The organism is Lolliginicoccus suaedae, from assembly GCF_008312885.1.
GTDB classification, from domain to species: domain Bacteria; phylum Actinomycetota; class Actinomycetes; order Mycobacteriales; family Mycobacteriaceae; genus Lolliginicoccus; species Lolliginicoccus suaedae.
Map to the genome: position 1 here is coordinate 67806 of NZ_VSSO01000005.1, position 21910 is coordinate 89715.

Genomic DNA, 21910 nt, shown 5'->3' on the forward strand with positions numbered 1-21910 from the left:
GCACGCAACCAGATGACCACCTTATCCCAGGAGACCGAGATGACCACCGTTGTCCTCACACTCCAGGGCTCCACGGTCCCCGCGCCATTGCGCCAGCTCCCTGGGATCACGCTCGAAAGCCCCGCCGCCCGCTCCGGGATCGACAGTGCCACAGAGCAAGCCCGGCGCGTGATCGTGGTCGGCGACGATGCGTTGCTCGCGGCCATCGTCACCCGGCTGATGCGCAAGGACAGGCTCCACGTGGATGTCGCGCTCGTGCCGACTGGATCCTCCCGCGCGGCCCGCAACTACCGGCTACCGGGCGGACGGACAGCGGTCCGGCTAGCGCTCGAGGGCTCCGCCCAGCCCTTCCCACTGATCCGGGATGACACCGGCACCGTGATCGTGGGCTCCGCGATCATGCGCGGCACCGGTGGCGAGGAGCTGTTCGGCGAGGCATACGTGGATGATGAGCGCCTGTTCCGCGGCCCCGCGCGTGGCATCGAGATCAGGCCCTCCCACCGCCTGCCCGGCGTGCGGGCCACGATGCTCGGGCGGATGCCGCGCAGGCGCTGGCTGCAGGGCCGGGCCATCCAGACCGGTGCCCGCGAGATCGTGCTCACCCGTGATGGCGTGGACCATCCGCGCGTGATCACCCGCTCCACGTTCTACCGGCACACCGAGAACTGGCGATTGGTGTGCGTGCGCGATTGAGCGCGTCACCAGGTGACAGTGTGCTCCCGCGTCACCACGTGACGGTGTGCTCGCAGTGGCGCTTCTCCTCCGGGGAGTCGATCTGGATGGTGGCGTGTTCGAGGCCGTGCGCGGCGAGGGCATTCTTCGCTAGCCGCAGGATCTCCTGGTTGTCCGAGCTGGTGGTCAGGTGGACGGTAACGACGTCCATGCCAGTGGTCAGGCTCCAGATATGCAGGTCATGCACATCATCCACGCACGGGATCGCGGAGAGGTCCGCCTCCACCCGGGCGACATCGACCTCGGCGGGCGAGGCCTGGGTGAGGATGCGTAGCGCTTGCGCGGCGAGCTTGAGCGCGCGGGGAACGATCCAGATCGAGATGAGGATGCCGGCGATGGCATCCGCGCGGGTCCAGCCGAAGGCGAGGGTGAGTACTCCGGCGATGAGCACGCCCACGCTGCTCACGGCGTCAGCGAGGACCTCCATGTAGGCGCCCTTCATCGCGAGGGACTCGCGGGACCCGCTGCGGATGATGACGAGCACGACGATGTTGGCGGCGAGCCCCGCGAGCGCGACGATGATCATCGGGAGGCCCGGGACCTCGGGCGGCGAGCTCATGCGCTCGATGGCCTCGATGAGGATGTAGGCGGAGATGCCGAGCAGCAGGGCGGCGTTGAGGATCGCGGTTAGCACCTCGGCGCGGTGCCAGCCGAAGGTGCGACCGGGGTTGGTGCTGCCACGATGGGCGAGGATGAGCGCGGTGACGCCCATGATGAGCGCGATCACGTCGGTGGCCATGTGGCCGGCGTCGGCGAGCAGCGCCAGCGATCCGATCATGACGCCGACGACGACCTCGAGGATGAGGAACGCGACGATGATGGCGAGCCCGATGAGCATCCGGTTTATGCGCGCCCGGGTGGGCTTCTCGCCTGGCTCGATGCCGTGCCCGTGGCCGTGTCCCGCGCCCATGGTGCCTCCTCCGGGTTCGCGATGGTTTCGCGCTGGTTTCGCTCGACGCCCCAAGTATGCACACATTCGCATGTATTGTTCAATGGCGGGGTGATGGTGGCCACGCTGGATGAGCCGCTGGCGCCCGGTTGGCGGTTGCGCCCGCAGGGGCTCGGCGCGGGCGGCGCGGGCTCGGCGATTTGCCACCCTTGACGCACTTCGACCACCCTTCGCTAGCAGCAGCCACCCAAATAGGGGTGGCAGGCTCGCGCAGGGGTGGCATCTACGCAGCTTCCGTGGCGGCTATGCGAGCAAGGAGCCGAGGCGACTGCATTCCGCCAGCTTGCTCGCCCTAGTCCTCGTGATCCTCCGGCGGCACGGCGGGATGCTCCACCGTCGGCGGCAGCGTCGCGAGCGCCGACACCCGCTTCAAGCCGCTCACCTGGAACAGGTCCACCAGGATCGATCGCACCTGGGCAAGCACCACGCCCGAGGACAATCCGCGCCCCTCCACCAGCTCGAACCGGGCCCGCCGCGCTACCGTCCGCAATCGACGCGCTGCCTCTGCCTCATCGGGCTTGTCCCCCGGGGCTGCCAGCACCATCTGTCGCACCACATCGGCAGCCGCTGCGAGCTCCCGCAACAGCTCGACCAGCTCCGGATCGAGCCGCTCGCCGTCAAGCACCAGCGTCAGCGCGCGCCGCGCCAGCACCCGGGTATTGCGGACCGCGGCATCGATGGGGTCGGCCGTCGCGGCAAGCCTGTCGAGCCGGGACCGCGATCCCCAGTAGACCGGGGCCAGCCTGCTGATGTCGCGGCCGCCCTTGAGGTCCGAGCGCAGCTGATCGATGCCCGGCTGCGTTGCCCGGGCACGGCGCAGCGCCACGTCGATCGTGCTGGCATCGCCTTCCTCGAGCCCGCGCGACACTTGCCGCAGCACCGCCACCACCTCGGCGAGGATTGCTCCCGCGTCCCGCCGGGCGCGCCGCACGGGATGCGTCGGCAGGATCGCCACCACGAGCACGCCCACGGCACCGCCGATGAGCGCATCGATCACACGGCTGAGGCCCGCGTCGCCACCAGGCGGCAGCAGCGTCGCCACCAGCACGCCCGAGGTGGCGGCCTGCATCGTGATAACAGGGCCACCATCGACGAGCACGGCCACCGCCATCGCGAGGCCCACGACCATCGCGATCTGCCAGGGCCCGGTGCCAATGACCCCGATCAGCAGCGAGCCGACACCGATGCCCACCGACACTCCGGCGAGCAGCTCGAACACCCGCCGCACGCGCGTGGCCAGCGTCAGCCCGAGGGAGACTACCGCCGCGATGGGAGCGAAGAACGGCTGCGGGTTGCCCACCACGTCCTTGGCGATCCACCACGACAGGCCCGCGGCGGTGGCGCACTGGATGATCGGGATCGTCGACAGGACCAGCCGTCGAACCGGGTCGCGAACGCGCTGCGGCAGCCGCGCCGAGAGATCGTGCGCGAGCTGCCGCAGGAACGCGTCGATGCGCCTAGCCGAGACCAAGCTCGTGCGCTGCCCGGGGATCGCAATCCTCGAGCAGGTCCAGGCAGCGAGCATGCTCCGCGTCCTCGCGGATGCCCTTGGCGGCGCGAGCGAGCGCTCCCACCGCGCGCAGGAAGCCCTGGTTGCCCTCGTGGCTCCACGGCACCGGGCCGAAGCCCTTCCAGCCGTGGCGGCGCAACTGGTCTAGCCCGCGGTGGTACCCGGTGCGGGCGAACGCGTAGGCGGTGACGAACTGATCGTCATCCAGCGCCCGTTCCGCCAACGCCGCCCAAGCGATCGATGCTGCTGGGTACTTGGCCGCGACCTGCTCCGGGTCCACGTGGTTGAGCAGATCGGACTCCGCTTCCTCATCGCCGGGCAGGAGGACGGGCTGGGGGCCCATGAGATCACCAAAAGACGTCATGCGGCCATGCTAGTCCCGGTTGGCCCGCGCGCCCGCTACTTGGTGGTGAGCAGCAGCCAGCTGGGCGCGGCGGGATCGAGCTCGATGTGCTGCGGCTGCAGCCCCGTCGCCGCCAGGCTCGGCAGCAGTGGCAGGTACCGAACCGGGTTGCCCGCGGCGACACTCACGCGGAGCCGATGCCCGGGCTCGAGGAGCGCATCGGTGTGGCGCAGGTCGATATCGAGGACGGTGCGCTGGCCCGGTATCACGGGCTGGACGGATCCGCGGGTGAGCGGGTGCACCGCGTCGAGGTAGTCGCCGTTGGCCGTGGTCGTGCTGCGCGCCTGGTCGATGGCTCGCCGGGAGGAGAGCAGCCCGCCGCTGGTGAGGGTGGTGGAGGTGCCGTCCGGCGCCACGTCCTGCACGGTGACGTGCCACATGCCCTCGGGCAGGTCAGTGGTGGTGACCAGCCGCAGGTTCATCGGCCCGGACACGCTGGTGGTAGTGCCGAAGGGCTCACTGGTGAAGGTCAGCGCCTCGGTCTCGGCGGTGCGATTGTCGCGGGTGCATTGCGCGCCGAGGATCGTGAGGAGGCCCGCGGTGCCGAGGGCGGCGTCGCGGGAGCAAGCGTTCTGCACGCCCGGGCCGATGCTGAGCCGGGCAGGACCCGCGGGCGCGTCGCCAAGGCTGCCGTCGTGCGCGGCATGCGGGGCGGTGCCGCTCGCCGCCGCGTCGAGATAGAGCTTGCGCGGCTGGGAGCCGGGCCGGGGCAGCGCCGTGGTAGCCGTCCAGCCACCACCCATCTGGTCGGAGATGATCGGGCCGTAGTTCTCGATCCCGTTGGGTACCCCTCGAACCCATCGGTCGAACCAGGCACTCTCGAGCGTGTCGAGCGTGGGTGGCTGCCCCGGCCCACCGGTGCGGTAGCCAGGATTGATGTGGTAGTTCTGCCCCATCAGGAGCTTCTTGCGCGCGGCGGGGAGCTGGAGCCGCTCGAAGACGCGGGCCTGGCCGCGGGAGAAGATGTCGTGGTAGGCCCCGACGACGAAAGTGGGCACGGCGATGTTCTCGATGGCGGGATTGATGCCGGCGTAGAAGGCGCCGTCGTGGGCGGCGGGGCCACTGCCGAGGAGCGCGGCCTCGACGAGCTCGGGCCCCATCACTAGCGGATCGGCGAAGCGATCGGCGAGCCAGGCGGGATCGAACTGCCCGGTGAGCAGAGCATCCAGGGATGGGAGGAACTTGAGGCCGTTGACGAGCGCGATCCACAGCGGCATGAAGCCCACTCCCCCGGCGCCGCCGGTCATGACGATGTCATGGGCGAGGTCCTCGGCGGGCTCGACGGCGAAGACGGCCTTCAGGGAGGGCGGCCGGAGCGCGGCGGCCTGCAGGCTGTTGATGGCGGAGTAGGAGATCCCGGCCATCGCGGTATCGCCGTTGGACCAGTCCTGCTTGCTGATCCAGTCGAGGATCTCGAGGGAGTCCTGCTGCTCGCGGCCTTGCAGCACCTGCCAGGCTCCCTGCGAGTAGCCCGTGCCGCGCACGTCCGCGATCACCTGCACGTATCCGCTGCGGATGAGGTCGCGGTTGATGCCGAGCAATCGCGCGCCACCGCCCGGGATGACCTGGGCGAGCTCGTGGAGGCCGTCGAGCGGCGCGTCCCACAGGCTGGCGTCGGCGATCACCGAATCGAGCAGCGGGCGCAGCTCCGGATGCTCGGTGACAGCATCGACGAGCGTGTCGACGAGCCGTGTGTAGGGGGTGAGGTTGAGCAGCGCCGGCAGGGGCTCGGCGATCGGGTTGCCCGCAGCGTCGGCAGGGCGGTACACGGTCGCGCGGAGAATGGTGCCGTCGCTCATGGGGATCTCGACGTCCTCCGCAACCGCGATGCCCGGGTATTCCTGGGCCACCGCGGCCCACTGCTGCGCGTGCTGGCCACCGTCGACCGGCAGGCCCGGGGAGGCGTGGGCGGTGCCGCCAGGGATGCCGAGCGGGAGCAGGAGGGTGGCCGCGAGGAGGAGGGCAGCGCTCAGCGTCGCGGTCCGTGGGGTGTGAGGCACAAGGCATTCCTTGGGGAGGATGACGTGGATCACCTAGGAAGATAGCATCTGCTTTCTTTCTTTCATAGGAAGTTGCTCCGATACGATCAAGCACGTGGCATCACGCACCCGCCCCGAGAGCGGGCAACCCGAGACTGGGCAACCCGAGAGCGGGCAACCCGAGACTGGGCACCCTAGCGCTGGTCCCGGCAAGCCACGGCGCACCCAGGCCGAGCGCAAGCACGCCACCATCACCGCGATCCTCGAGGCCACCATCGACGCCATCGCCGAGGCTGGCTACGCGCGCACCACCATCCAGGAGATCGTCACCCGCGCAGGCGTCTCCCAGGGCGCCCTGTTCCGCCACTTCCCCACCCGGCTCGACGTGATCGTCGACGCTGCCGAGGAAGTCGGTGCCCGCCAGGTCCGCGAGTTCCTCCGCATCCTCGACAGCAGTCCCGCCCCCGTGAACGCCGCCAGGCTCCTCGGGGCACAGCGTGCCATCGCCCGCGCCCCCTACAGCGCCGTCTGGGACGAGCTGCTCATCAACGCCCGGACCGACACCCAGCTGCGCGAACGCATCAGCCCCACCTTCCACCGCTACACCGAAGCGATCCAGGCCGCCGCGGACTCCCTGCCCGCCCTCGCCCACCTCCACAAGGGCCAGCGCCGCGCCCTGCTCGTGGTCACCCTGTCGCTCTTCGGCGGCGAGGCCCGCTACCGCAACATCCACGCCGACGAGCAGCTCGACCACGAGACCCTCGAGCTCATGCTCGAACTCGCGCAGCATCTCGGAATCGAGTAACGAGGCTGGCCCTGGGCCTGCTGGCGGGCAGGAAAGCTGGCGGCCTGGATGCAGAAGCACTGGAAACTGCCAAACGCGATAGAAATCAACCTGGTTTCCCGGCGGTTTCTATCGCGTTTGCGGATACGGATCCCTGCGAGTTCTCACGGAGACTGGACCAGGACCAGCAGCTCCGCCCTGATGATCGGCCATCTATCGGCCGTGGTGGAATCCCGCGGTTCCAGCGCGTTGGCAAACGCCACGCCCCGCAGCGCGGCTAGGACCACACTGCTGCGCGCCTTCCACCGGTCGACTGGCATTCCGGCCGGGATGAGCTGGTCAACCGTCGCCGCGATCGCCCTGGAGAGCTTCCTCTCCACTGGAGCCAATGCAGCATAGAGGTCCTCGTTCTCCGCCGCCGCCGTCCACACCTTGATCCAGACCACGAAGAGATCACTATCGAATATCGCCCAGGCGGCATCGAGCAGCGCGCCCGGTCGGCCGGGATCCTCGGCGGGAATGCTCTGGACGAGACGCGCCAGCTCGTCGACGCAGCGGCGCCCGACCTCATCGATCGCGGCAGCAATGAGCGCGATGCGGCCCGGGAACTGGTGCGCCAGGGCACCGAGCGAGACTTCGGCATTCGCCGCGATGTTCCTGGTGGTGGCATAGCTGTAGCCACCTTGTCGCAGGCAATCGATTGTCGCGTCGATCAGCCGCGCGCGCATCTCGGCGCTCCGTTGGCGCTGGGTACGGCTACCAGTCGAGGTCACGCGAATACTCTAGCCCTTGCCGATCAGCTGACCGGGAAGCTACCGTGACAAGAAACCGATCACTCGATCGGTAAGGACTGGCGAGAGGATCTCCCGTGCCCCCAATCGATACCGATCAGCCCCGGACGAGGTCGATCATCAATGCCTTTATCCAGCAGTCCATTCCCGCGGTGCCCCGCCTCGGCATCGAGGTGGTGGAGCTCCGCGAGGGCCGCGCGGTCAGCGCGCTTCCGCTCGAGGGAAATGCCAACCATTTTGGCGCCATGTACGCCGGTTCATTGTTCTGCGCGGGCGAACTGCTCGCAGGGGTCCTGGTGGCGCCCAGCTTCGATTTCGCCGCGTACTACCCCACCGTGAAGCACCTGGCCATCGATTACCTCCGCCCAGCCCGCACCGATGTCCTCGCGACCGCGGAGCTCGACACGACGACGCTGGAACGAATGCGCGCTGACGTCACGGCCCAAGGTCGCGCGTCCTGGCAGCTCGACGTCGAGATCACCGATACCAGCGGCGAGATCGTTGCCACGATGAGCGGCGAGTGCCAGGTAAGGAGCTGGACATGAGCATGCAGCACGATCTAGCCGGAAAGACGATCGTCATGAGCGGCGGCAGCCGCGGGATAGGCCTGGCGATCGGGATCGCCGCAGGACGCCTCGGCGCCAACGTGGTCATGCTCGCGAAGACCGACAGGCCGCACCCGCGCCTCGAGGGCACCGTGCATACCGCGGCGGAACAGATCCGTGCCGCAGGCGGCCAAGCGCTCGGGGTCGTCGGCGATGTGCGCGACGAGGAGTCGGTGAACAATGCCATCGATCAAGCAGTGCGCGAGTTCGGCGGTGTCGATGTCGTGGTCAACAACGCCAGCGCGATCTCGCTGACCGGCACGGAAGCAACATCGCCGAAGCAGTTCGACCTGATGCAATCGATCCAGCAACGGGGCACGTTCCTACTCACGCGCGCTGCGATCCCGCACCTGCGGAGATCTCGCAATCCCCACGTGCTCTCGCTCTCGCCGCCCCTGAACCTCTCCCCCCGATGGCTCGGCGCCTTCCCGCCCTACACGCTCGCGAAGTACGGCATGACGCTCCTGACCCTCGGCATCGCCGCCGAGCTCGAGCCGGACGGGATCGCCGCGAACTGCCTCTGGCCGGAGTCGGTCATCGCGACCGCCGCCACTGAGATGCTCATGGGCGACAAGCAGGCCGAGGTCTCGCGAAAGCCCGAGATCATGGCGGACGCAGCCATCCTCATTCTGAGCAGCAGCGCCGCCGAGAACTCGGGGCGCGCACTGATCGATGTCGACGTTCTCGCCGCGCATGGCATCACCGATCTCACCCCGTACGGGCCATCCGAGGGTGTCGCGCTCGACCTCTACCTCGATAGGTAGCCCGCCGACGCAGGACCGCACCCGGCAGCTCCAACGGCAAACGCACCGGAGAACGCCAAACGCGATAGAAACGAACCCGGATTCGGAACAGCTTCTATCGCGTTTGCGGCTGGACCCTGAGCGGCTGGGCCCTGAGCGGCTGGGATGAGGATTGCGGCGGGGACGGAACCCCAGCCGATGAACCTAGGCGCTGATCGACTTGCCGACGGAGTGCAGGTCGGTGCAGGACTCGACGATGCGCTGGGCCATGGCGGCCTCGGCCTGCTTGAGGTAGCTGCGCGGATCGTAGACCTTCTTGTTGCCGACCTCGCCGTCGATCTTGAGCACGCCGTCATAGTTCTTGAAGAAGTGGTCGGCCACGGGCCGGGTGAAGGCGTACTGGGTGTCGGTGTCGACGTTCATCTTCACGACGCCGTAGTTGAGGGAGTCCTCGATCTCGGACTTGAGCGAGCCGGAGCCACCGTGGAAGACGAGGTCAAAGGGCTTGGCGTCGCCCGGGAGCCCGAGCTTGCGCGCGGCGACCTCCTGGCCTTCCTTGAGGACCTCGGGGCGCAGCTTGACGTTGCCGGGCTTGTACACGCCATGCACGTTGCCGAACGTCGCGGCGAGCATGTAGCGGCCCTTCTCGCCGCCACCGAGCGCGTCGATGGTCATCTCGAAGTCCGCCGCGGAGGTGTAGAGCTTGTCGTTGATCTCGTTCTCCACGCCGTCCTCCTCGCCGCCGACGACGCCGATCTCTACCTCGAGGATGATCTTCGCGGCCCTGGAGAGCTCGAGCAGTTCCTCGGCGATGCGGAGGTTCTCCTCGATGGGGATCGCCGAGCCATCCCACATGTGCGAGTGGAACAGCGGCGCGCGACCGGCGTTGACGCGCTCCTGGGAGATCGCGAGGAGCGGGCGGACGAAGCCATCGAGCTTGTCCTTGGGGCAGTGGTCGGTGTGCAGCGCGATGGTGACGTCATGCTTGGCGGCGACGATGTGCGCGAACTCGGCGAGGGCGGTGGCTCCGGTGACCATGTCCTTGACGGTCTGGCCGGAGGCGAACTCGGACCCGCCGGTGGAGAACTGGATGATGCCGTCGCTTCCGGCCTCGGCGAATCCCCTGATGGCTGCGTTGATCGTCTCCGACGAGGTGCAGTTGATCGCGGGGAACGCGTAGGCACCAGCCTTGGCGCGGTCGAGCATTTCGGCATATGCCTCGGGGGTGGCGATTGGCATCAGGGCCCTCCAAATCAGGTTCGATCGCGGACAGTCGCTATTATCGCGCGCTTCCAGTATGGCAACCCGCTGCCGGTGCGGTCGCGCGCGCCACGACCATCCTGCCCGCGTGCGCCTATTCGCATGCGGCGGCCGCCTCGAGCAGCATCCATCCGGAGAGCTGCACGGAGAGATCCCGCTCGGGCACGGCCGACGCGCCCACTGCCCCATTGCGCTTCTTCGAGGGGGCGCTGCGCGCATCGGGGTAGGTGGCGGGCACGGCCCAGTTCGCGCCGAACAGGGGACCCGCGGGCGCGTCGAGATGGTTGCGCCAGGCCGCTTCGGCGGAGCGCAGCACGATGCCGCGGGCGAGGCGCCGGGCCTGCTGGTTGGCTTCGCTGGTCAACGGCAGCCGCGTGGCGACGAACGCCAGGTAGCGGGCGAGGATTCCCGGGAAGAGGCCACCATCTCCACCGCCGGAGGTCTTGATCACCCCGCGCGGCGCGAGGTGCTGGGACACGGCCGAGACGAGGTCGCGGACCCGCTCGGCATGGCGGGGATCGCCGGCCCGCAGGGCGAGCTCGGTCTCGGCACCGAGCACCACGCCCTGGCAGTAGGTGTAGATGTTGGTGAGGAAGCGGCCGTCGCCGCGCACGCCGTCGTAGATGAGGCCACGCTCGGGGTCGCGGAGCCGGGCGTGGACCCAGTCCATGGTCTCCTCTGCCCGGTTGATCCTGCCGAGCCGCGCGAGGAGGATCGCCGCGGGACCGTTGGCCGGGGTGTTGAAGAAGTCGTCCTTCTTGCGCCAGGGGATGCCGCCGCCGGACCCCTCGTCCCACGCTTCGTACAGCTCGTCGGCGAGAGTGTCGATGGCGGCCGTCTCGCGGGACACGCCATCGAGCCGCCCGGCTCGTTCCAGCGCGAGACCGAGCCAGGCCATGTCGTCGTAGTAGTTGTTGGTCCACCGGCCGACGTTGCGGAGCCGATGGGTGCGCGAGAGGGCCCGGACGCGGCGCCGCCGGTCGGGCGTGGGCGCGCGCATCGCGGCGTCGACCATGCAGTCGAGCAGGTGCGCCTGCCACCAGTAGTGCCAGCGCACGAACAGGCGGTCACGCGTGGTGGGGGGCCAGGAGATGACGCCCAGCGCGGTTCCGGGCAGCAGCCAGAGCGGCTGGAGGTGCCGCCCCAAGATGGCGTTCTCCGCCTGGTCCGCTCGCCGCGCCCACATGCCCATGCCTTCTATCCTGCACCGCCGGCGCGCGGGGTGCGACGCGAAATCACCAGGAGGCGCGGAGATCCGCGTGCTGGCGGACCCAGGCGTGCATGGCGATTCCCGCGGCAACGCCGGCATTGATGCTGCGTGTCGAGCCGAACTGCGCGATGGAGACGGTCATCGATGCTGTGGCGCGGGCTTCCTCGCTCACCCCCGGACCCTCCTGGCCGAAGAGCAGCAGGCAGCGGCGGGGAAGGTCGGCGGTCTCGAGCGGCACCGATCCTGGTGTGTTGTCCACCGCCACGACGGTCAGTCCTTCCCGCTCGGCGAAGTCGATGACGTCCCGCACGGTGGCGTGGTGGTGGATGTGCTGGTAGCGGTCGGTGACCATCGCGCCCCTCCGGTTCCAGCGGCGGCGGCCCACGATGTGCACCGCAGCGGCAGCGAAAGCATTGGCCGTGCGCACCACGGTGCCAATGTTGGAGTCGTTGGCGAAGTTCTCGATGGCGATGTGCAGGGGATGCCGGCGAGCGTCGATGTCGGCGATGATGGCCTCGCGCCGCCAGTAGCGGTAGGCGTCGACGACATTGCGCGTGTCGCCATCACGGAGCAGGTCCGGATCAAAGTGGTCGCCGGTGGGCAGTGGCAGGCCATGAGTGGTGGCCCACGGGCCGACTCCGACTGGAGCGCCCCACTCGGTGGGACCCGGCGGATCCGCGCTGGAATCGTTGCTGGTGAGCTGCGGATCAGAGGCTGGCGGATCGGGCGCTTCGGGGCCGGTTTTCACGTGCTCACGGTGCCAAGTTTGCCCGTCGTTGGCAATCCGGCAAGCCAGTATTGGTTGTCACACCCTGTCCGCGCGGGTAGATTTGGTCACATGAAGCGGGTGCGCGCAGTAAGCAGCCGCAGCGAGGCCTAGTACCGGACAGGCACCTCGCTGCGGGGTGTCGTCGCGCCAGTCCATTCCGCCTCGTACTAGGAAGCCTTCTGATGAACCTTATGCATCGCGAATTCGCGCAATCATCATCGCACGACGCACAGCTGGATCCTTTCGAGCATCGCTACGGCGTGTCGCTCCCCGCGGGCCTGCGCAGCGAGGCCGGATCCATGTCGTGGGACATGTTCGACCAGATCTATTCGCCCCGCAACGGGCAGTTCCGGCTCGATCACTTCCGCGTCCACCAGATCGGCTCGGGCAAGACGGTCTTCGAGGCAACGATCCGCAAGGACGGCGATGCCCACACGATGACCGCGATGTCCTCCGGCCCCATCGGCGCCCTCACCGGCATGCTGTACGAGCTCGGCTGCAACATCGAGATCCACGGCCTCCACCAGCGCCCCATCGGGGACCGCACCGCGACGTTCCTGCTCGCCGAGCGCGACGAGCGGCAGGCATGGGGAATGTCCATCACCGCGGATCCGGTCGAGTCGTCCCTGCGCGCGGTCATCGCCGCCGCCAACCGCCTGTAGGCGCCGTTCGCGAGCGCTAGTGCGGCCAGTTCTCCAGGTAGCGGACATACATCTCCCGCACCTCCGCGATGCGGTCGCTGAACTCCTCGAGCCCCCACCCGGACACATCGATGGGCTTCTCGACGATCACGTCCACGGTTCCGCTGCGCAGCACCCGCCCGTGCTTCCACATCAGCTCCCCGGCATTGCGGATGATGATCGGCACGATCGGCACCTCGGCCTGCTGGGCGATATGGAACGCGCCCTTCTTGAACGGGCCCACCCCCGGCGTGAGCGAGCGGGTGCCCTCGGGCGCGATCACCACGGACAGCCCGCCGCGCAGGGTGTCCGCCACCGGGCGCAGCGCATCGCGGGCGCTCGCCGAGTCAGCCCGGTCAACGAAGACCGCATCGGCGATGCGCAGCACTCCTCCGAACAGCTTGCTCGTGGCCATCTCCTTCTTGGTGATGCCCGTGAAGCCCCCGCGCAGCACCTTGCTGAGGACCAGCACGTCCGCCTGGCTCTGGTGATTGAAGATGAAGACCGCGGGCCGGTGCGACCACACGTTCTCCACGCCCGTGAGATTCACGTGCACGCCGCCGATCCGCAGCGCCACATCCGCGCTGTTCCCGATGGCCGTATCCACGCCTAGCCGGTGATCGCGCTTGATCGCGCCCTTGGCGAGCCCCGCGCCGACGGCACCGAAGAAACCGCCGTAGCCGATGAGGGTGCGTCCCACCTGCAAGGGGCTGACCGTTCCGCGCGGCGCGAACCGCAGCACCGGCCAGTCCTGCTGCTCCGCGATCCTCGCGAGCGCCCGATCAGGATTGATCGCCACCGCATGCCCCACCGCGGAGAGCACCTCGATGTCCTCGCTGCCATGCGAGTACCCGTAGCTCGCCGCCGGATCGATGCCTTCCCGCTCGGCGAAGTCGCGCACCGCCCTGGCCTTGGCGCGGCGCCACAGCACCGCCCCGTCGACGAGCCCGGTCAGCACCCCGTCACGCTTCTCCAGCTCCGTGGCCAGCACGAACTGCGCGCCCAGCGCCGCGGCGGCCGCATCGGCGATGAACCTCGGCCCCGAGGTCACGATGACCACCGTGTGCCCCTTGTCGCGATGCGCCTGGATCAGCTGCCACGCCTCAGGGAATAACCGGCCGGCCACGTGCCGCTCGAACAGGCGCTTGGCCACGCGCGCGATGTCGTCCTCGGACTTGCCCCGCCAGCTCGGATAGACAGTGGCGACCATGTCCTCCACGAACTGCGGAGCCTTCGAGGCACGCAGCGTCTTCATCAGGTCCAGGGAGACATCCCGGTCCTGGTCATCCTCGATGTTCGTCTTGACCTGCATGGGGCGCAGCGGCGAGTAGCCCTGCAGGATGGTGCCCGTGAAGTCGAGGAACGCACCGATCTGCGCGCCACCGGGCCCGGACCGGACCTGGTCTGTCATGTCACGAATATCCACCGGGCAAGGCCTTTCTGTTGGACGGATCCAGCGCCTCCGCGAGCCGGATGCGCGCGACCGCTGTGGCAAGCGTGCCAGCTAGCTCACGGCGAAGCACCCCTATGCCTGCACCTTCCTCGTTACCACCGCCCGGCTCGGCAGCGCCAGCGTCGTTCGGCCCCGCGATGAGCCCAAGGTTCGCGGCGAGCTTCAATGCCGTGGCGAACAGCTCCGTCGACACCGATTCCGGGCCATGCAACCGGCCCTGCAGCATCATCTGCTGCCCCACGCGCACGCACTCATCGACGAACGCCTCACGATCATCCAGGCCGGGCGCCGCGCGGACCGCGAGCCGCTCGGCGACCACGAGCTGCGCGTCGAAGAAGGAACGCAGCACCCGGTGGGCCATGATGAAACCCGTCCCCTCCAGCGCTGCCGCCAGCTCATCGACCGTGGGCTGCCGCTCGTTCCACTGCGGATCGATCAGGGTGATCTCCTCGCGCAGCTCCTCCTCGAAGGTCTCGCGATCAGGGAAGAAGAAATCGAACTTCAGCAGGTTGCGCAGGACGTTGGCATACTTCCAGCCCTCGCGGATCGGATCGACGAATCCTGCTTCGGCGGCATCGAGGATCGCGAGCTCCACGATGGCACGGTTGACGAACCAATGGATGCCACTGTTGCGATAGAACGCGGCCACGAGATGCTGCCCGGGCTCGATCGAGTACACCGGCTCCTCGCCGTCGGCATAGGTGGTCACTACTCCCGCCGTGGTGAGGTCCGCGAGCACCGCGCGCAGGCCGGACGTCGAGCGCAGCACCGCCACGTTGCCCGTCGGCACGCCACGCCGCTCGATGTAGCGCAGGACCGGAGCGATCGCAGCGGTGATCTCGCCCACCGTCAAGGATCGATCCCGCACACCGAGCAGGGCCAGCGTCACCAGTGCGTTCGCCGTGATCGGGGTGACTCGGTTGATGCCGACCGCCACCTCGAACGCCAGCTTCTGCAGCGCACCACGCTGACGGGACGCCAGGTCCTCGCCGTCCGCCGCTTCGTTGTCGATATCGGTCGCGCCCAGCGGATCGCCCGCGGCAGCGAGCCGCTCCTTCATCGACAGCGGCTCACCGAGCCGGATGTATACATTCCCGGCGAGCAGCCGCTGCGCCTTCGCGTACTTCGCCAGCCACGCCAGCCCCTCGGCCTTCTTCTTCCCGCCGCGCTGCTCCTCAGCGATCGCCTCGAGCTCATGCAAGCGCTCATACGCGATCGATACCGGCACGATCATCACGTCGGGCACGCGTCGCGCGCGCAGCGCCTCGGCGACATAGTTCAGCAGCCCATAGCGCGGCGCGCGCAGCTTCCCGGTGCGCGAGCGGCCACCCTCGAAGTACCACTCCAGGTTGAAGCGCTTGGCCAGCAAGTACGCGAAGTACTCCTCCACGCACGCCTTGTAGATCTCGTCGTCACCGAAGCTGCGCCGGATGAACACCGTCCCCGCGCGCCGCGCGAGCGGACCCACCGGCCAGAACGCGAGGTTCGCCCCGCCCATGATGTGATTGCGCGGAAAGTCGTTGCGGGCCAGGAAATCGTTGAAGACCAGCGCATCCGCGTAGGAGCGGTGCGACGGCAGGAACACGATCGGGAAGCGCCGGTTCAAGGCACGCAGCCCATCGAGCTGGCTGGCCCCCGCATGCACCGACCATGCCGACGAGTGCAACGGACGCATCGTCTGCGCGAACAAGTCCGTCGCCACCTTGCTCTGCACCGCCACGAGCTCCTTGAGGCAGGAACGCGCGCGCCGCACCGCCTCGGCCTGCTCGATATCGTTGTCCCGCGCGAGATCGCGCAAACGTGCCCGGAAGCCCACCGAATCCATGATCTGCTCGACGACCAGGCGCGGCACCTTGTACCGGTCACCGGTAACCGTGCGCTCCGCCCGCTCCAGCGCCACCACCGCGGAGCGATGGATGTAGCGCGCCAGCGAATCCGGGCTCGCATCGCCCACCTCGCGGCGATGCCGCTGCCGCAGCGCGCTCAACCGCGCCGGAGCACCCACCACGACCTGCGCCCGCTCCGGCGAGTCCCGCACGATCCGCCGCTGCGCGAGCACGTTCGGGTTGCGCGGATTGTTCAGCGTCAGCACATCCGCCCAGCGCGCATTGCGGTCACCATCGCGCTCGGGCGGCAGCCACGTCACCCGCACCGGAACCACCAGCGGATCATCGGCCCGGCCCGACAGCGCTCCCGCGATGCGCATCGAGTCCAGCAGCAACCGCGATGGCCGCTCCCCCACGCCCGCCGCGAACTCATCGGCATGCCCCGCATCGAGCCACTCCGCGATGAGCTCGCGCTCCACCTTCGTGCGGGCATCGGCGAGGAACACCACAGGCCCGGACGACTCTTGACCCGCTGCCGCTTCATCCACGGCTTTCATTGTGCTTAATCCATCCCGCGCCCGTGGGCGAACTAGTGTGACAACCGTGAACAGCAGCAACCAGCCAAGCGGGAGCAAGAAGGGCACCGACCCGTTCGCCGGTGCCACCGGCCACGGCCATTCGCACGGCCACGACGGCAGCCCCCCGCCACTCGGGCCGCTCGCCGCCCGCGTCGTCGTAGCCACCCTCATCGTGCTCGGCATGCTGACCGCGATCGGCGCCGCCATCCTGTGGCCAGGCCAGCAGAAGTTCGAGGTGCCGCTGCCGCTGCAGAGCGCCGCCGGTGGAGCAGTGAGCACCGAGGCGGGGACCGTCCTCGACACCACCACTGGGGCCTGCGGATCGCCTTCGGCGGGCATGGTGTTCAGCGGCGATCCCCTGCCGCCGCCCAACGCGTCCTACCAGTGCGCCCGCAGCCTCGTGCGCATCGACTCCGGCCCCAACGAGGGCAACAACACCCTCCTCGAGCTCGCGCCCGGCCCTGGGCAGCCCGACCTCGCGACGGGCGAGGCGATCCGCCTCGAGCGCGGCATCGACGTCACCGAGACCACGCGCTACAACTTCTACGACTACGAGCGCGGCCTGCCGCTGGGCCTGTTCGCCGCGGCGTTCGCCCTCACTGTCATCGCCGTCGCCCGCTGGCGGGGGCTGCGCGCGCTGCTCGGCATCGCCGTCGCGTTCCTCGTCCTCGTCTACTTCGTGCTGCCCGCCCTCCTCGACGGCAAGCCCGCCGTCCCCGTCGCCATCGTCGGCGGCGCGCTGATCCTCTACGCCGCCCTCTACCTCGCGCACGGGGTCAACCTGCGCACCAGCTCGGCGCTGCTCGGGACGCTCGCGTCGCTGCTGATCGCGGCATTCCTGTCCTGGCTCGTCATCGAGACCGCCAGCCTCACCGGGCTGTCCGAGGAGGACAACACCAACATCCAGGTGTATCTCGGGCAGATCAGCATCAGCGGGCTCCTGCTCGCCGGCTTCATCATCGGCTCGCTCGGCGTGCTCAACGACGTCACCATCACCCAGGCCGCGACCGCCTTCGAGCTAGCCCGCCTCGAACCGACCGCCACCCGCGCGCAAGTCTTTACCGGCACCATGCGGGTGGGCCGCGACCACATCGCCTCCACCGTCTACACCCTCGTGCTCGCCTACGCCGGCAGCGCGCTCCCGCTCCTGCTGCTGTTCTCCGTCGCAGGCCGGTCCCTCTCGGACGTGGTCACCGGCGAGGTCGTCGCGATCGAGCTCTCGCGCTCCTTCGTCGGTGGCATCGCGCTCGCCCTTTCCGTGCCGTTGACCAGCGCGATCGCGGTGCTGCTCGCCCGGCCGCCGGGATATGCCACGAGCTAGCTGGCGCGGTCGGGGCGGGTCGGTGCTGCTCGGTTCTGTGAGGTTTTGCACCCGCCGCCGCGCCTTGGACGGTGCAAAACCTCACACTTCCGCCGGGCGGTCGATGGCGGAGCCGCCCCGGAGCGCCTCCGCGGACTTCCAGCGCCAGAAGCACCGGAAAACGCCAAACGCGATAGAAGCCGCCGGGGTCCCCAGACGGTTTCTATCGCGTTTGCAGGCAGCCGACCCGCCGCGCTTGCAGCCAGCCCACCACCACGTCCCACCACCACGTCCCACCACCACCGCCGCGGACCAACCGCGCTGGCTAGATCAGCGTCGACCAGTAGTACCAGAACCTCTCGGCGATGAGCGCGACCACGATGACGTACCAGATCACCAGGATGTGCCAGCGCCACGGTGCCACAGCCTCCGCCAGCTTCCCTGGTGGCCACGCGCGGCCCACCGCGATGATGGTGAGCGGCAACTGCACCGCCCACACCACCATGCAGTACGGGCACAACGCATTGACGCTGTACAGGCTCTGGTAGATCAGCCAGTGCACGAACGCCAGCCCCAGCACGGAGCCGATGGCGAGCCCGGCCCAGTACCAGCGGGGCAGCGCGGCACCGGCGAGGACCACCACTGCGGTGGTGACCACGACGGTGAACGCCACGATCCCGATGAAGGGGTTCGGGAAGCCGAGCACCTGTGCCTGCTCGGTCGTCATGACCGAGCCGCAGGACAGCACCGGATTGAGGCTGCACGAGGGGATGTAGTCGGGATCGGCGAGCAGCATCACCCGCTCGACGGCGAGCACGAACGCCGCCGCCAGCCCGAGCAGCCCCAGCACGAGCAATGCCCAGCCGGTAGCTGCCCGAGCCACGCGTGGCGCGCTAGGCGTGGTGTCAGTTCCGGGCAGCATCCACGGCCTCGCGCAAGCCCTCGGGGGTGAGGTTCTCCGCCGGTTCCCCGTTGATCATCACGGTCGGGGTGCCTTGCACGCCCGCGGCGAGAGCATCGTCGGTCGCCTGGATGGCGTAGCCCTGGTAGGTGGAGTCCGCGATGCATTGCTGCAGCTCGGGCGAGTCCGCGCCCGCCGAGGCAGCCATGCCGGCGATCTCGTCGTTGGGCAGGCCAGCCCCGCCCTCCGGCGGCTGCTGGGCATACATCTCGAGCTGCCAGTCGAGCCACTCGTCGCTGGCGTGCTCGGCGACGCAGAACGCTGCCGACGCCGCGCGGCTCGAGTAGGCGGTGGACGAGAGACGATCAAGGATGGCGATGGGGTGGTAGACCACCCGGGCATCGCCGGACGCGGCGAGATCGCGCAGGGTCTCGCCGGAGAGGTCCTCGAACTGCTTGCAGACCGGGCAGAGGAAGTCCTCGTAGACCGCGACGGTGACCTCGGCGTCCTCGGGCCCGAACGCGATGCCCGCATCGTCGGTGACCGCAGCCCCGGAAGGTTCCACGACCTCGGTATTGACGGTTGCCTCGGTGCTCTCGTCGGTGCGCTGCGAGATGATGAAGATCACCGCGCCGACGACCAGCACGACGATAAGGGCGGTGATCACGGTGCGCCGGAGAGCCGCGCGCCTCTGGTCGCGTACCTTCTGCTGGGTGATCAACCCGCGGGATGGACGGTTGCTCATGATTCTCCTCCTCCCCCGCTCAGGCCGTGGCCTGGCAAGGATGTGATGGGGGTGGTCATCCGGGCCCCTCGAGCAATGGACGACCGATGTAGTCGCCGGGCTCGCACCCGGGCGGGATGGCGAACACGGCGGACCCTATCGGGGTGGTCCATTCGTTGAGCACATCGAACTCGGCGATGCGCCGCTGGACGGGCAGGAACTGCTTCGCGATGTCTGCTTGGAAGGTAGCGAAGATCAACCCGCTGTTGCTGGTCCTGCCTGGTTCGGGCGGGTCGTCGTAGTTGTAGCCGCGCCGCAGGAACACCTCCTCCGGCGCCTGCGCGCGGGCCCTGGCGATATGGGACGACGGGGGGATGATCGGAATGCCGAACTGGTCGGTCGCCCCGAAGTCGGGCGGATCGTGCTCCTTCGTGCCGGTCAGTGGCGCCCCGTTGCCAAGCGTGCGGCCGATGGACAGCTCCCGGTCGCGCCGCCCGAGCTCGTCCCAGGTGTCGAGATCCATGGCGATGCGCCGCACCACCATCGACGTTCCACCGCGCAGCCAGGGATAGGCCGGGTCGTCGTGCCACAGCACCTGCTCGAAGCCTGGCTCACGTGGCTTCGGGTTGTTGGTGCCGTCGACCTGACCCATGAGGTTGCGCATGGTGTGGCCCTCGGGGTGGGAGCCCCGTGCTTCCCGGAACCCGCGCTGCGTCCAGCGGACCGTCGCAAGGGAGCGGACGCTGCGGGTGAGGATGCGCACCGCGTGCGCCACCACGACGGGATCATCGCTGCACACCTGGAGCAGCAGGTCGCCGTCGTTGTAGCGCGGGTCGAGCTCGTCGATGGGCAACGGTGGAAGCGGCGCGATCCACGATGGTCGCCGGTCCGCTATCCCGGCCACATCGAACACGGCGGGCCCGAGACCGATCGTCGTGGTCAGTCGCGAGGGCGCGGCGGCAAGCTCTGGCTCGGAGTCCGCCAGCGCGGGCCGGCCCTCGGCGAGACGTGCGGCGTCCTGCGTCCATGCCTTGAGCAGGCCGATGATCGCGCTCCGGTCCAGCCCAGGCTGGAGGTCCAGCGCCACGAACGTGGCATGGGCCGGCGGTGGCGTGGTGATGCCGGCCTGGTGGGGTCCGTGGAACGGCACGATCTGCTGCCCCGCCGGAATCGTGCTGGCGGCGGATTGGTCCGCCAGCGAGCGTCCGCCCCAGCCGAGCCCCGCCGCTCCCGCCGCCACCGCGCCCGAGCCGAGCAGGTGGCGGCGGGAGATACCGGGCGCGCGGGCCTCAGTACTCATCGTCCGTCCCATGCTCCATGCCGTCCATGCCCTCATCCATTCCGGGCATGTAGTCCTCGGTGCCGCCGGCAAAGTCGCGGCCGGTGAAGATGACCTCCTGGCTGGTGCCGTCGGCGAAGCGCAGCGTGATGGGGATGTCCTCGCCTGGATCGATGGGATCGAGCAGCCCCATCAGCATGATGTGGTCAGCGCCGGGTTCCAGCACGTAGATGGCGCCGGGGGCGATCGCGAGGCCACCTTCCTTCTCGCGCATCACCGATGCGCCTTCGAGGGTGACGACCTCATGGATCTCCGTCGATCCCCCGGCCTCGGACTCGACGCTGGCGAGCCGGGCTTCCTGGTCACCGGAGTTGGTGAGCTGCGCGAAGGCGGGCACCATGCCGTCCTCGGCGGTGCGCACCCAGGCATCAGTGACCGTCACCGAGCTGGCCTGGTCACTGGGGGCGGGCGCAGGATCGTTCGAGCAGCCCGATGCCAGCATGACGCCGGCGATGGGCAGGATCGCGAGCATGCGGAAAGCACGCGTGGTCTTCATGGGAACACTCCAGGTTCTCGACGACTCCGCGCGGACCGGCGGCACAGCGGCACCAGGCTCAAGGGGCACCAGATCCATCAGGGCGCGGAGCACGATGGGATTGCCGCGCATCGCCATCGGTGGCGCGCGCGGAACGGGAACCGCCCGGAAGGAACGGTCCCTGGCTACTGGAATGCGGGGGCTGGAGGGCCGCGCGAGGATAGTCCCGCGACGAGCAGCCTGGGGCGAAGCCGCGGCGGCTCCTGCTCTCCGGCACCGAATACGTCGGGCAGCTCGGAAGTGGCAACGCGGGCAACGCGGGCGAGGAGCGCCACTGCCTGCTTGATGAAGCCAGTCACGCACGAACAGCCGCGCTCGCCCGCCTGGATCAGTGTGGCCGCGACGATGATCGCTACTGCATGAGCCAGCAGCATGGGAAGCGACTCGCCATGCACGGCGGGCACTGCCTCGTGATAGCCGACGCCGTGATGGGCTGCACCGTGATGCACGGCGCTGGGATGCACGGCGCTGGGATGCACGGCGCTGGGATGGGCTGCACCGTGCTGGCCGAGAACCGCGGAGAGCACCACGTGCGCGGCGACCTGGCCCGCAGCGAGGATCGGCAGCAACGAGCGATAGGCCGTGCGCGCGGTTGGCATGGCGCCCAGGCTCATCGCCGCTCCACCGGTTACCGCGCCCACGAGGAGCAGGATCACCAGGCCCGATCCCGCGAGGACCCCGCCTCCCGCCGCGCCATGCGCAGCGGTGGCCACCGCGATCGTGACCGCGCCGACAGCAACGCTGCGGAGGCGGTGCAGCGGCATGGTCAGCATTACTCCACGATAGCGGGAGGCGGGCGATCATCGCCCGTCCGCCCGCGCCCCGTCCGCCAGGCCCAG

General features: G+C 68.9%; 21 protein-coding genes. 6 read left to right on the plus strand and 15 right to left on the minus strand.

The features are described from left to right. Positions 1 to 39 precede the first annotated feature (39 nt). Positions 40 to 693, plus strand: coding sequence for a hypothetical protein (locus FXO18_RS14360; protein WP_149361829.1), 654 nt, complete (start codon positions 40 to 42; stop codon positions 691 to 693). 31 nt (positions 694 to 724) lie between these two features. Here the strand turns inward: FXO18_RS14360 and FXO18_RS14365 are convergent, their stop codons facing one another. The 4 genes from FXO18_RS14365 to FXO18_RS14380 form a co-directional block, all read right to left on the minus strand. Continuing rightward, positions 725 to 1642 carry a cation diffusion facilitator family transporter gene (locus FXO18_RS14365; RefSeq protein WP_149361830.1) on the minus strand — a complete coding sequence of 306 codons (918 nt, stop codon included), beginning with the start codon at positions 1640 to 1642 and terminating at the stop codon, positions 725 to 727. Between the two features lie 331 nt (positions 1643 to 1973). Next, positions 1974 to 3206, minus strand: a complete 1233-nt coding sequence (locus FXO18_RS14370; protein WP_149361831.1) for an FUSC family protein — start codon at positions 3204 to 3206, stop codon at positions 1974 to 1976. Beyond that, complete coding sequence (locus FXO18_RS14375; RefSeq protein WP_149361832.1) at positions 3139 to 3555, minus strand: DUF3151 domain-containing protein; 417 nt, start codon at positions 3553 to 3555, stop codon at positions 3139 to 3141. The genes FXO18_RS14370 and FXO18_RS14375 overlap by 68 nt, the downstream gene beginning before the upstream one ends. Positions 3556 to 3590: 35 nt before the next feature. Further along, positions 3591 to 5594, minus strand: coding sequence for a CocE/NonD family hydrolase (locus FXO18_RS14380; protein WP_149361833.1), 2004 nt, complete (start codon positions 5592 to 5594; stop codon positions 3591 to 3593). 94 nt (positions 5595 to 5688) lie between these two features. Here FXO18_RS14380 and FXO18_RS14385 point away from each other — a divergent pair, with 94 nt between their 5' ends. Next, positions 5689 to 6378 (plus strand): TetR/AcrR family transcriptional regulator, encoded by a 690-nt coding sequence (locus FXO18_RS14385; protein ID WP_187774377.1) that lies wholly within the window; start codon positions 5689 to 5691, stop codon positions 6376 to 6378. A gap of 143 nt (positions 6379 to 6521) precedes the next feature. Here FXO18_RS14385 and FXO18_RS14390 read toward each other — a convergent pair whose 3' ends face one another. Further along, positions 6522 to 7130: a TetR/AcrR family transcriptional regulator gene (locus FXO18_RS14390; RefSeq protein WP_149361835.1), complete on the minus strand. Its 609-nt coding sequence runs from the start codon at positions 7128 to 7130 to the stop codon at positions 6522 to 6524. A 95-nt stretch (positions 7131 to 7225) separates the two neighbouring features. Here FXO18_RS14390 and FXO18_RS14395 point away from each other — a divergent pair, with 95 nt between their 5' ends. Beyond that, positions 7226 to 7693, plus strand: coding sequence for a PaaI family thioesterase (locus FXO18_RS14395; RefSeq protein WP_187774378.1), 468 nt, complete (start codon positions 7226 to 7228; stop codon positions 7691 to 7693). Beyond that, positions 7690 to 8517: an SDR family oxidoreductase gene (locus FXO18_RS14400; RefSeq protein ID WP_223114782.1), complete on the plus strand. Its 828-nt coding sequence runs from the start codon at positions 7690 to 7692 to the stop codon at positions 8515 to 8517. Before FXO18_RS14395 ends, FXO18_RS14400 begins: the two co-directional genes overlap by 4 nt. A 183-nt stretch (positions 8518 to 8700) precedes the next feature. On the opposite strand, the gene fbaA is transcribed toward FXO18_RS14400, so the two are convergent. From fbaA to FXO18_RS14415, 3 genes are all read right to left on the minus strand, one after another. Further along, complete coding sequence (fbaA, locus tag FXO18_RS14405; protein ID WP_149361837.1) at positions 8701 to 9735, minus strand: class II fructose-bisphosphate aldolase; 1035 nt, start codon at positions 9733 to 9735, stop codon at positions 8701 to 8703. Between the two features lie 115 nt (positions 9736 to 9850). Next, a complete protein-coding gene (locus FXO18_RS14410; protein ID WP_149361838.1) occupies positions 9851 to 10948 on the minus strand; it encodes a glycoside hydrolase family 76 protein in 1098 nt (365 codons plus the stop codon). A gap of 43 nt (positions 10949 to 10991) precedes the next feature. Beyond that, on the minus strand, positions 10992 to 11714 hold the full coding sequence (locus FXO18_RS14415) for a TrmH family RNA methyltransferase (RefSeq protein ID WP_149361839.1): 723 nt from the start codon (positions 11712 to 11714) through the stop codon (positions 10992 to 10994). A 203-nt stretch (positions 11715 to 11917) separates the two neighbouring features. Here FXO18_RS14415 and FXO18_RS14420 point away from each other — a divergent pair, with 203 nt between their 5' ends. After that, positions 11918 to 12397, plus strand: coding sequence for an alpha-isopropylmalate synthase regulatory domain-containing protein (locus FXO18_RS14420; RefSeq protein WP_149361840.1), 480 nt, complete (start codon positions 11918 to 11920; stop codon positions 12395 to 12397). Positions 12398 to 12413: 16 nt separating this feature from the next. Here the strand turns inward: FXO18_RS14420 and FXO18_RS14425 are convergent, their stop codons facing one another. Both FXO18_RS14425 and FXO18_RS14430 read right to left on the minus strand, forming a co-directional pair. Then, on the minus strand, positions 12414 to 13826 hold the full coding sequence (locus tag FXO18_RS14425; protein ID WP_149361841.1) for an HAD-IB family hydrolase: 1413 nt from the start codon (positions 13824 to 13826) through the stop codon (positions 12414 to 12416). 1 nt (position 13827) lies between these two features. Beyond that, positions 13828 to 16251, minus strand: a complete 2424-nt coding sequence (locus tag FXO18_RS14430) for a glycerol-3-phosphate 1-O-acyltransferase (protein WP_149361842.1) — start codon at positions 16249 to 16251, stop codon at positions 13828 to 13830. Positions 16252 to 16297: 46 nt separating this feature from the next. Here FXO18_RS14430 and FXO18_RS14435 point away from each other — a divergent pair, with 46 nt between their 5' ends. Further along, the gene (locus tag FXO18_RS14435) at positions 16298 to 17593 is read left to right on the plus strand and encodes a YibE/F family protein (protein ID WP_149361843.1); all 1296 of its coding nucleotides are present in this window, start codon (positions 16298 to 16300) and stop codon (positions 17591 to 17593) included. Positions 17594 to 17897: 304 nt separating this feature from the next. Here FXO18_RS14435 and FXO18_RS14440 read toward each other — a convergent pair whose 3' ends face one another. The 5 genes from FXO18_RS14440 to FXO18_RS14460 form a co-directional block, all read right to left on the minus strand. Next, positions 17898 to 18494 carry a vitamin K epoxide reductase family protein gene (locus FXO18_RS14440; RefSeq protein WP_149361844.1) on the minus strand — a complete coding sequence of 199 codons (597 nt, stop codon included), beginning with the start codon at positions 18492 to 18494 and terminating at the stop codon, positions 17898 to 17900. Next, positions 18478 to 19218 (minus strand): DsbA family protein, encoded by a 741-nt coding sequence (locus FXO18_RS14445; RefSeq protein ID WP_149361845.1) that lies wholly within the window; start codon positions 19216 to 19218, stop codon positions 18478 to 18480. The genes FXO18_RS14440 and FXO18_RS14445 overlap by 17 nt, the downstream gene beginning before the upstream one ends. 55 nt (positions 19219 to 19273) lie before the next feature. Next, on the minus strand, positions 19274 to 20497 hold the full coding sequence (locus FXO18_RS14450; RefSeq protein WP_149361846.1) for a Dyp-type peroxidase: 1224 nt from the start codon (positions 20495 to 20497) through the stop codon (positions 19274 to 19276). After that, positions 20487 to 21032, minus strand: coding sequence for a copper chaperone PCu(A)C (locus FXO18_RS14455; RefSeq protein ID WP_187774379.1), 546 nt, complete (start codon positions 21030 to 21032; stop codon positions 20487 to 20489). The genes FXO18_RS14450 and FXO18_RS14455 overlap by 11 nt, the downstream gene beginning before the upstream one ends. A gap of 164 nt (positions 21033 to 21196) precedes the next feature. Next, positions 21197 to 21844: a hypothetical protein gene (locus FXO18_RS14460; RefSeq protein WP_149361848.1), complete on the minus strand. Its 648-nt coding sequence runs from the start codon at positions 21842 to 21844 to the stop codon at positions 21197 to 21199. Positions 21845 to 21910: the final 66 nt, after the last annotated feature.